General features: G+C 65.6%; 8 protein-coding genes and 1 tRNA gene. 7 read left to right on the top strand and 2 right to left on the bottom strand.

Annotated features, from left to right (window positions below):
• The 4 genes from O5O54_RS15880 to O5O54_RS15865 form a co-directional block, all read left to right on the top strand.
• The coding region (locus O5O54_RS15880; RefSeq protein ID WP_279482795.1) for a type IV secretory system conjugative DNA transfer family protein at nt 1–1229 on the top strand (1229 nt) is incomplete at its 5' end.
• Between the two features lie 153 nt (nt 1230–1382).
• Nucleotides 1383–4022 (top strand): MobF family relaxase, encoded by a 2640-nt coding sequence (gene mobF / locus O5O54_RS15875; RefSeq protein WP_279482794.1) that lies wholly within the window; start codon nt 1383–1385, stop codon nt 4020–4022.
• On the top strand, nt 4012–4284 hold the full coding sequence (locus tag O5O54_RS15870; RefSeq protein WP_279482793.1) for a hypothetical protein: 273 nt from the start codon (nt 4012–4014) through the stop codon (nt 4282–4284). The genes mobF and O5O54_RS15870 overlap by 11 nt, the downstream gene beginning before the upstream one ends.
• 184 nt (nt 4285–4468) lie before the next feature.
• Nucleotides 4469–6148 (top strand): recombinase family protein, encoded by a 1680-nt coding sequence (locus O5O54_RS15865; RefSeq protein WP_279482792.1) that lies wholly within the window; start codon nt 4469–4471, stop codon nt 6146–6148.
• On the opposite strand, the gene O5O54_RS15860 is transcribed toward O5O54_RS15865, so the two are convergent.
• Together O5O54_RS15860 and O5O54_RS15855 are read right to left on the bottom strand one after the other, a co-directional pair.
• A tRNA-Arg gene (locus tag O5O54_RS15860) sits at nt 6119–6195 on the bottom strand. The two genes, O5O54_RS15865 and O5O54_RS15860, sit on opposite strands and share 30 nt — an antisense overlap.
• A 133-nt stretch (nt 6196–6328) precedes the next feature.
• Nucleotides 6329–7786, bottom strand: coding sequence for a HAMP domain-containing sensor histidine kinase (locus O5O54_RS15855; RefSeq protein ID WP_279482791.1), 1458 nt, complete (start codon nt 7784–7786; stop codon nt 6329–6331).
• A gap of 283 nt (nt 7787–8069) precedes the next feature.
• On the opposite strand from O5O54_RS15855, the gene rpmH reads away from it, so the two are divergent.
• From rpmH to yidC, 3 genes are read left to right on the top strand one after another with little or no spacing between them, the layout of a single operon-like run.
• Nucleotides 8070–8204, top strand: coding sequence for a 50S ribosomal protein L34 (gene rpmH, locus O5O54_RS15850; protein WP_026501365.1), 135 nt, complete (start codon nt 8070–8072; stop codon nt 8202–8204).
• Nucleotides 8201–8614, top strand: a complete 414-nt coding sequence (rnpA, locus tag O5O54_RS15845) for a ribonuclease P protein component (RefSeq protein ID WP_279482790.1) — start codon at nt 8201–8203, stop codon at nt 8612–8614. The genes rpmH and rnpA overlap by 4 nt, the downstream gene beginning before the upstream one ends.
• Before the next feature lie 6 nt (nt 8615–8620).
• Nucleotides 8621–10426: a membrane protein insertase YidC gene (yidC, locus tag O5O54_RS15840; RefSeq protein ID WP_279482789.1), complete on the top strand. Its 1806-nt coding sequence runs from the start codon at nt 8621–8623 to the stop codon at nt 10424–10426.
• The last annotated feature ends 48 nt before the right edge of the window (nt 10427–10474 follow it).

The raw sequence follows: 10474 nt of genomic DNA, 5'->3' as shown, positions 1-10474 counted from the left end.
GGATGCGGGAGTTGCGCAACCTTCTGCTGGTCGGGGCGCCGAACAGCGGAAAGACCCGCATTATCCTGTTCTGGCTGAACGAGATCATTGGACGTTTGCGCGAGAATCCGCGCGAACGCCTGCTTGTTCATGACACCACCGGAGAGATCCTGCGGGGCATGCCGGTCGCGGACGACGCCATCGCAGCGTTCCACCCAACAAAGAAAGGGGGCTATGCATGGGTGCCGGGGCGAGACGTCCGATCCATGACGTCCGCCATCGCGCTTGCGACGCGTCTCGTCGCGTCGGACGGCACGACGCAGGGCGACAACCGCGTCTTCGACAAGGGCGGCGTAACGATCCTGACGGGGTGCATCGCCCAAACCCGCGCGACATGCGGTCCAAGCTGGAGTTTCGCCGACCTTTTGAACACGCTGCTCGGCGATCCGGTTGCCTGGAAGGAGGGGTTCGCGCGGGTCTATCCGCCCGCTGCGGCCCTGGTTCTGGTCGACGCGGACGGTAACCTCAACCGCACGAGCGCGAGCTTCATCTTGTCGGTTCGGGCTCACGTCATGCAGCTTCTGGATCCGTTGGCTCGTGCCTGGGGCGCCGCCCCGCCGGAACGGCGGTTCTCGTTTCTCGACTGGATTGAAGGCAATAAGCAAGGCCAGCCCGCTATCGTCGTGTTGCAGCGGTCGGCCGCCAACCCCGCGCTCAGCGCGCTCTGGATTGGATCGATCGTCGATCTTTTGGCGTCGCATGCCTGCGACGAGAGCTTCAACCCCGACAAGTCGATGCGCATCCGCTTCGTGCTCGACGAGATCCACCAGCTCGGCCCGCTGCCTCGCCTGCAGGAAATCCTTGATATCGGACGCAACAAAGGTGTCTCGGTGGTTGCTGCCCTGCAGGACATGACGCAGTTGCGGCGAACCTACGGAGTCGATGGAGCGAAGGAGTTCCTTGGACGCTTCGCCACGAAGATCATCGGCCAGGCCCAGATCGGTCCCGATGCCGACGAGTTGGCCGTTTCGTTCGTTGGAACACGCGAAATCATGCCGAAACGGGCAGCGTCAAACAACGCTACCGGATTGGATAAGGAGCCGGAGCCGAGAACGGTGGGGATCGTTCGGCCCGAGTACCTTGCATACGATCTCGGGGCGAACAACGAGGAGGTTTGCGCCATCGCCCTTGGTATCGGCGACGTCGTGGAATTGTCGTGGCCGACGACAGTATGGGAGCCACGTCGATAGTCCAGTCGGCGCGTTCGACCGCGCATCACCATCCATCGATGGTGCCTGCCAAGTCTCTGCCCAGACTGAATTATTCTCGCTGCTTTGATTCCGTAGCGCCTCAACGGTCCGCCGGCGAATTCTGAAGGCCTCCCAACCGGAGGCCTTCGTCGTTTGGTCGCATCCTTCGCCCTCATCCGCTCGTCTGCGTACTATACGCGCGCGTCCTCAGCCGTTCGGTACTACGAGGCCGGCGCTGAGACCGGCGGCGTCTGGCTGCGCGGCCACACACTGCTTGGGGTGACTGCAGGCGAACCGGTGCGCGCTGCAGTCTTCGATCGCGTGTGTCAGGGTCTCGATCGCGACGGGCGCCCGCTTATCCAGCACAAAGGACCAGGTAGGCGGACGCTCGGCGTCGACCTCACGCTGTCATCGCTCAAATCCGTCTCGGTCGACTGGGCGCTTGGCGACGCCGCGATGCGTGAGACGATTGAGGAGGGCGAGCAAGAGGCGATCGAATGGATCGCCAAGCTGGTCGAGGCCGAAATCCCACTCGCTCGGCGCGGACGCGCTGGCAGCCGGCGGGAGACTGCAGCGTTCGCTGTCGCCGTCTTCACCCATAGCGAAACCCGTCCCGAACGGCACGCCGACGGGACGGTCATGCCAAGTCCTCAACGGCATCATCATCTTTGTTGGCCCAACATCGGCGAACGCGCGGACGGCACCTGGGGCGCGCTTGATACGATAGCGCTGCGATCCTGGAAGAAAGCGCTCGGTGCGCAATACCGCCTGGCGTTGGCGACGGCGCTCCAGAAGCGTGGTCTCGCGATCGATGTGCCGGAGGGTGACTGGCGCTGGTCGGTGCGCGGTGTGCCGGAGGCACTCTGCCGCTTCTTTAGTGCCCGTCGCGCGGCGATCGAAGAGGAACTCGCCGAGGCCGGCGTCACGTCCAATGCCGCGCCCGCGCTTGCCGCAGCTGTGACACTCGTCGGCCGGCGCGACAAACAGACCATCGCCGGTCTCGATCTCACCCGTCAATGGAAGGAGGCCGCCACAGCGCTCGGGTACCCCGCGGAAGCGGTTCTTGCCGACGTCCGTTCAGCCGGACGGGCGGCAGAAACTGAACTGACCGCGAACCACCTTGAGGTGCTCGCGAAAGAGCGTCTCGAGGCCGTGCCGGCAGCGCTGACCGAACATAGCGCGACGTTCGAGCGGCGACACCTTCTTGAGGCGGTCGCCAATGCCCTCGTCGGATCACGCGCTACCCCCGACGAGACGGTCTTGATGGCAGACGCGCTCATTGCCGACGGGCAGATTGCCAAGCTTGGCGAGGTGCGAGGCGAAGCCGTCTATTCGACACCGACGATGATCGCTACGGAGCGGCGACTGGTCGAGACCGCCCGGCACCTGGCAGCCGAATGGGTTGCGGCTCCAGATCCAGCTCTCGTTACGACGCTCGTTCACTCTCAGAACCTGAACGCCGAGCAGGCCGCGGTCACCCGCGCCGCGACCTCCGGGGTTTGTCTGACTCTGGTGCAGGGCGCTGCGGGGACGGGTAAGTCGACGACCCTGAAAGCGATTACCAGAGCCTGGCAGTCTGAAGGCTACACCGTTGTCGGTGCGGCGATCGCATGGCGGGCCGCGCATGGTCTTCGCGACGATCTTGGCATCGAGTCTCGCGCGATCGACTCCTGGCTGGCGAGGAGCGGCGGCGATAAGCCGATCTTCGGCCCGAAGACCTGCCTGCTCGTCGAGGAGGGCGGGCTGCAATCGAGTCCTCAAGCGCTGCGTCTGCTGTCAGAGATCGAACGGGCCTCCGGCATTGCGGTGATTGTGGGCGACGAACACCAGCTAAGGCCGGTCGGTCCTTCTCATGCTATGCGCTTGATTCGGCAGTCAATCGGAGCTGTCGAGATCGCGACCGTTGTCCGCCAGCGCGAGGTCTGGGCCCGCGAAGCGCCGCAGAGCTTTGCTCACGGCGAAGCCATCGCCGCGCTCGCCGCCTTCGCCGAGCGTGGCCTCATCCGATTTTATGAGGGACCCCGCGCGACAGTCGAGGCGGTCGCCGCCGAATGGCAGCGGCACCGCGACACGGCTCCCGAGCAAAGCGTTCTCGTCACGGCGAAAACGAACGCCGAGGTCCGAGCTGTATCGGACAGGATCCGCCAGCATTTGCGCGAGTGTGGAAGTTTGCGTGGAGCCGACGTCGCTGTAGAAGCCGCCGACGCGTCCGGCAACAGCTACCAGTTGCGTCTCGCGGTCGGTGACCACGTCCGCTTTCTCGTCCGCCATGACGCGCTTGGTGTGATCAATGGCACGGAGGCGGTTATTGCCTCGGTCGATGAGGCCGCGGACGGGTCGGTGCGGATTGGCGCCAAGGTTGGCACGCGCATCGTCGAATTCGCGCCCGGCGACATTGCCGATGCTACGGGTCGCGTGAAGCTGGCGCACGCCTACGCCGCAACCATTTTCCAAGCGCAAGGGATCACCGTCGACGCAGCGCTCGTCCTTGCTTCCGCGCGCTTGGATCGACACGACGCCTATGTCGCGGCCAGCAGGGCGCGCGGCGATACGACGTTCTTCATTGATGGCCGGACGCTCGACCGCGAGATGGCAACGGACACAATTGAGGCGGTCGCAGCCGGTGACGACCAGGCACGCCTCCGCTTTCTAGCCGAGCGGTTGGCGCGCGCCAATGCGAAGACCACGACGCTCGACCTTCTCGCGGCCGAGCCAAACGCGTCGAAGGTGACGAGGGCGCGGGATCGCTCGACAGTCCACGACCGCCGCCGCGAGCTCGATCATGAGCTCTAAGCCGTCCCGCCGCGGATCGGCATTGCGCGACAGCCGATGCGACAGCATACGCCGCGAGAAGCGCAAGCCTTCGGACGCCTGCAGTTCGGCTGGTGTGCAGCGGGGCCGTATCCCCAAACCGGCCCCAAAGGCCGTTCCGCATGCAGAAGCCGGGTATCGCGCGATCGTTGACCTGCCGGACCCGCTGCCGGTGACCGCGCGAGAGCTCGAGGTGCTGGAACGATATTTGGGATTGCTCATCGACAGAATCCTCGATGGTTGACGCGTCGATGCTCCAGTCGGACCAGTTCTCCACAACGATCTCGACGAAGCGGATCCTTGCCGTTGCAGCAGATCCGTTACCCTGTAAGACTCGTGGGAGTCTTTCCATCGTCTGAAGTCCGTCAGGAGCCGTGCCGCGGTCGCATCGGGCGAGTTCGAGCGCGCCTTACATCGGAGTTTGGGCCATGTCCCTCGTCAAGTCGTCCACGAAAATCCCAATCCCAAAGGTCGCGGCGGCGAAGATGCGGCGAGCGGCGCTTTATCTGCGCGTTTCCACCGGCAGGCAGGCTGAGGGCGATGTGTCACTGCCTTCTCAGCGGCGTCTGACCCGGGGGCATTGCGAGCGCGAGGGTTGGATCGTCACGGATGAGTATGTCGAGCCCGGCGTCAGCGCCACCGACGACCGGCGTCCCGCCTTCCAAGCGTTGATGGATCGGGCCTGCGACGCCGACAGGCCCTACGATCTCATCGTCGTTCACGCCTTCAGCCGGTTCTACCGCAACGGCGCCGAGATGGAACTCGCCATCCGAAAACTTCGTCGTCACGGCGTCGAGGTCGTTTCCATCACGCAGCCGACGGGCACCGACCCATCTGCCGAGATGATGCGACAGATCATCGGCATCTTCGACGAGTACACATCCAAAGAGAACGGCAAACAGGTCACACGCGCCATGCGCGAGAACGCCTCTCAGGGCTTTTGGAACGGAGCGACGCCGCCGCTCGGCTATAACGCCGTCGAGGCGGAGCGGCGCGGCGCGAAGATCAAGAAGCGTCTCGCGATCGACGAAGTCGAGGCTGAGACCGTGCGCCTCATCTTCCGTCTTTATCTCGAAGGGGATTCAGCGACCGGCACGCCGCCGCTCGGCATCAAGGAAGTGGTCAAGTGGCTGAACAGCCGCGGCTTCGTCACGAAGCGCGGCGGCACCTTTGGTGTCGGCGCGATGCACCACATCCTCACCAACACTGCCTATGTCGGGCGATGGCACTACAACGTGCGCAACAAGGCGACCGGTGAAAGGCGCAGCGACGAAGAGATCGTCACGATCGACGTCCCCCGCATTCTTGAGGATGCAACCTTTGAGGCCGTGCAGGTCAAGCTCGTCGCCAACAACCCCCGCGTCAGCCCGGTGCGGATCGCCAGCGGTCCTATCCTGTTGACGGGTCTTGCTACCTGCGCGCATTGCGGCGGTGGCATGACGCAGCGCACCGGCACGTCGCGCTCCGGAAAGGTCTACGCCTATTACACGTGCGCAAGCCGAGCTCAACGCGGTCCTACCGTCTGCCGCGGCAACTCGATCCCTATGGCGCACCTCGACGATCTGGTGCTGACGGCGCTGCAGGAGCGTCTGTTCGCACCCGAGCGCCTCGCCGAGGTCCTATCCGCCCTTGTGGCCCGTCGTGCCGCCCGGGCGGAGGCGGTCGACGCTCGCCTCGTCGCGCTTCAGACCGAGGTCGCGACCGCAGAAGACAAACTGCGCCGCCTCTACAAGCTTGTCGAGGACGGGATGGCTGATCTGGATGACATCCTGCGCGATCGCATCGCCATCCTGAAAGGAGAGCGGGAGAGAGCACAGGCCGCCTTTGAGCGGGCGCGTGCGCAATCGGGTGGGCATGCTGCGATCGATCCGGAAAAGGTGGCAGCCTTCGGCAAGCTGATGCGCGAGGTTCTGTCCTCGACCGACACGCCGGCCCGCAAAGCGTATCTCCGAGCCATCCTTGGTGCCGTCGAGGTCGACACGGCGACGGTTCGTATTACCGGTAGCCGCGACGTCCTGCACGCCGCAATCGCTGACGCGCCAGCTGCTAGAGACGTGGTTCAGTTTACTGGACCGAAATGGCGCGCCCGAAAGGATTCGAACCTCTGACCCCCAGATTCGTAGTCTGGTGCTCTATCCAGCTGAGCTACGGGCGCCTGGAACGTGTCGGGCAGGTGCCTCGGCCGTTCGTGAGGGGTAACTAGCCAAAGCCATCGGCGATTGCAAGCGATTCCGTGCGGGGGATGCGAGGTTTGTGAAAGGGGCGGCCGCGGGGCGTGCGGATGCGGCTCAGGCGGCGTCGTCCGGCAGGGCGCCGGGGAGGTCGATCTCGAAGCGGGCGCCGGGCGTGGAGCCGGCGGCGAGGCGGATCTGGCCGCCATGCGCCTTGACGATCTCGGCGGCGATAGCGAGGCCGAGACCCGTGCCGCCCGCGCGAGTGGAGCCGCGGAACGCCTGAAACAGGTGGTCGCGCGCCGCCGGGCCGAGGCCGGGTCCGGTGTCCTCGACCACGATGCGCAGCATCGCCTCGCCCGGGGCCTCGGCCCGCACGCTGACGCGGCGGACCACCGCGTCCTCGACCTCGCCTTCCATGGCCTGAAGGGCGTTGCGCACGAGGTTGGACAGGGCGCGGAAGAACTGCTCCGGATCGAGGTCGGCCTCGAGGGCGGGGGGAACGGCGTTGACCAGCTCGATGCCCTGTTCGGGGGTGACGAGCTGGGTCTCGAAGATCTCCTCCACCAGGCGGTGAAGAAGGGTCAGCCGGCGCACCGGGCGGCTTTCGGCAGCGCGGCCATAGGCCAGGACCGACTGCGTATAGTGAAGGGCGCGGTCGAGGCTGCGGATCAGGACGGGCGTGAAGCGCTGGACCTGCGCGTCCGGCACGTCGGCCAGCCGATCGGAGATCAGCTGGGCCGAGGCCAGGATGTTGCGCAGGTCGTGGTTGATCTTGGAGACGGCGAGCCCGAGATCGGCCAGACGCCGCTGCTGGCGCAGCGTGTCGGCGAGGACCTGCTGCATGCCGGCGAGTTCCCGCTCCGCGATGCCGAGTTCGTCCGCCCGCTCGCTGGGCTTGAGGATCAGCGACGGGTCCTCGGGATCGGCGCCGAAGCGCACCAGTGCGTTGGTCAGAGAGCGCACGGGCCGCAGCAGGAACAGGCTGATCGCGCCGAAGACGAGGAGGCCCGTGAAGCTCGCGATGCCGAGAGAGAGGAGGAGAATGTTGCGCGAGTAGCGCAGCATCGCCTGCCGCAGCGGCGCCTCGTTGAAGACGATCTCGCCGGTCATCGAGCCGTCGCCGATCGCGCCCACGAGCCGGATGGTGCGCGGTCGGTGGCTGAGAAGGGTGTCGAAGGCGGCCAGAACCGAATCGAACCGGCTCTCCTGGGTGAGGTCGACCTGCTCGTCGACGGTTGCCAGATCCGGCACGCGGGCCAGGAGTTGCGTCACGCCCGGCCGGCGAATGGCGATCAGCCGGGCGTCGAGCGCGCGCAGGAGTTCGCTTTCCTGGTCCAGCGAAAGGAGCAGGCCGCCCTCGGCGAAATCGGCCATCAGGGTGGCGACCGAGACGGTTTCCAGCTTGGACTGGAGCCAGTCGAGGCGGAACCGGGCGACGGACGGAACGAAGACAAGGATTTCCGCGCTCATCACGGCCAAAGCCGTCAAGGCGAAGAGACGGGACGACAGGCGCTTCGTGAAGGGAGGGTGCGAACCCGTTCGCGGCTTCGCCTCGGGAATTGGATCGGTCATCGCGTTTCCGCCGGACCCATCCGGCCGGCGCGGAGTAGAAAGGCGCTTATTGCTCCAACGGCATAGACCGGCCCGGCCCCGTGCGCAAAGGGGAGGGCGGGATCCGGCATGCCGTCCACGGGGGAGGCGATTGACTTATCCCCCGCTTCGTTCCTATAAGCGCGCCCACAGACGGATGCCGGGTCGTATGGGGTTTGCCCATGCGGATCTTTCGTGCGTTCGACGTTCGATTTGAACCCATAGAAGATCAAGAGGTCCGCGGGGCTTTCCGCGGTATACGTCCATGAAGCGCACCTATCAGCCCTCCAAGCTCGTCCGCAAGCGCCGCCACGGCTTCCGTGCCCGCATGGCCACGACCGGCGGTCGCAAGGTGATCGCCGCCCGCCGCGCGCGTGGCCGCAAGCGCCTCTCGGCTTGAGCCAAAGGCCTTCCGGCTCCGGCGGGCCCACGACTTCCAGACTGACGAAGCGCGCCGAGTTCCTGGCCGCGAGACGGGGCCGTCGCTTGAACGGCCCTTTCTTTTTGATCGAGGCCCTGGATCGCGCCGACGGCGGTGCCGCCCGCTACGGCCTCACCGTCACGCGCAAGGTCGGAAACGCGGTGGAGCGCAATCGCATCCGCCGACGTCTTCGTGAGGCCATCCGCACCGTGTGCGGGGCTGACATGGCCGCCGGCTTCGACTATGTGATCGTCGCCCGCCGCGAGCTTCTCACCCTGCCGTTCGAGACGCTCACGGGCGAGCTTTCGAGACGCGTCGCCAAGGTGGCGCCCGGCGCGGCGCCGAAAGCGTCCAGGCAACCGCCCGCAATGCCTCCCTCGGGGACCTGACCTTCCATGGAAAACAGCCGCAATTTCCTGATCGCCATGGCGCTTTCGATCGCCGTTCTGGTCGGGTGGCAGTTCCTCGTGATCAATCCGCGCATGGAGGCCGAGCGCCTTGCCGCGCAGGACACGCAGGCGACGCTGCAGACGCCGACCACACCGGCCGGCACCGAGCAGCAGGGGGCCGTCTCGCCCGCCGGGCGCGAGAGCGTGGTACCGACGACCCAGACGCCGGCCGTGACCGGCCAGACGCGCGAGGCGGCGCTTGCCGCTAGCCCGCGCATCGCCATCGACACGCCCTCGCTGTCGGGCTCGATCAACCTCCAGGGCGCGCGCCTCGACGACCTGCGGCTGAAGCACTACCACGAGACGGTGGACGATTCGTCGCCAACGATCGTGCTCCTGTCGCCCGAGACGATCGGCTCCAACGCCTACTTCCTCGAGTTCGGCTATTCCGGCCAGGACGCGGGCGCGCTTCCCGGTCCGTCGACGGTCTGGCAGGCCGAAGGCGGCCAGACCCTGACGCCCCAGACCCCCGTGACGCTGACCGCCACCAACGAGGCGGGCGTCACCTTCACGCGCCGTGTCTCGGTGGACGACCAGTCGATGTTCACCGTCGAGGACAGCGTGCGCAACGAGGGCGCCGCGCCCGTCACGCTGTCGCCCTACGGCCGCTCCGTGCGCTTCTCCAAGCCCGAGCATGCGGCCGCCTTCGTGATCTTCGAGGGCCTGATCGGGCATCTCGGCGAGGACGGGCTCCAGGAGGTCAGCTACAAGAACATCGAGGACGACGGCCGCGTCTCGCCGGCCAAGACCAATGTCGGCTGGCTCGGCATCACCGACAAGTACTGGGCGACGGCGCTGGTTCCGGCGGCCGGTATCGGCACCTTCCAGCCGAACTTCCGCTACTCGGCGGACGGGCGCGCCTTCTACCAGTCGGACTACCTCGCCGATCCGATCACCATCCAGCCGGGCGCCACGCTCGACACAACGACCCGCGCCTTCGCCGGCGCCAAGGTGGTGGACACGATCAACGGCTACGAGCGGAACCTCGGCATCGCCCATTTCGGCCAGTTGATCGACTGGGGCTGGTTCTACTTCATCACCGAGCCGATGTTCCACTACATCGACTGGCTCTATCGCTTCACCGGCAATTTCGGCGTCGCAATCCTCCTCGTCACCGTCTCGCTCAAGATCCTCTTCTTCCCGCTGGCCTCCAAGTCCTACCGCTCGATGGCGCGCATGAAGACCGTGCAGCCCAAGATCATGGAGCTGCGCGAGAAATATGCCGACGACCGCGTCAAGCAGCAGCAGGAGATGATGCGGATCTACAAGGAGGAGAAGATCAACCCGGCGGCCGGCTGCTGGCCGGTGCTGGTGCAGATCCCCGTGTTCTTCGCGCTCTACAAGGTGCTCTACGTCACCATCGAGATGCGGCACGCGCCCTTCTTCGGCTGGATCCAGGATCTGGCGGCGCCCGATCCGACCAGCATCTTCAACCTGTTCGGGCTGGTCCCGATCACCTTGCCGCATCTGCTGATGGTGGGCGTCTGGCCAATCCTGATGGGCATCACGATGTTCATCCAGATGAAGCTGAACCCGACGCCGCCCGATCCGGCGCAGCAGATGATCTTCACCTGGATGCCGATCATCTTCACCTTCATGATGGCCTCGTTCCCGGCCGGCCTCGTGATCTACTGGACCTGCAACAACACGCTCTCGATCATGCAGCAGACGCTGATCATGAAGCGCCACGGGGCCAAGATCGAGCTTTGGGACAATCTGCGCGACACGTTCCGGCGCAAGAAGGAAGGCTGACGAGACACGGGCGGGGCCATCGAGCCCCGCCCGCTTCGTTTCGGCGAT

The sequence above is a fragment of the Aureimonas sp. SK2 genome (assembly GCF_029813115.1).
Taxonomy (GTDB): domain Bacteria; phylum Pseudomonadota; class Alphaproteobacteria; order Rhizobiales; family Rhizobiaceae; genus Aureimonas.
This window is presented reverse-complemented; position numbering and strand designations above follow the sequence as displayed.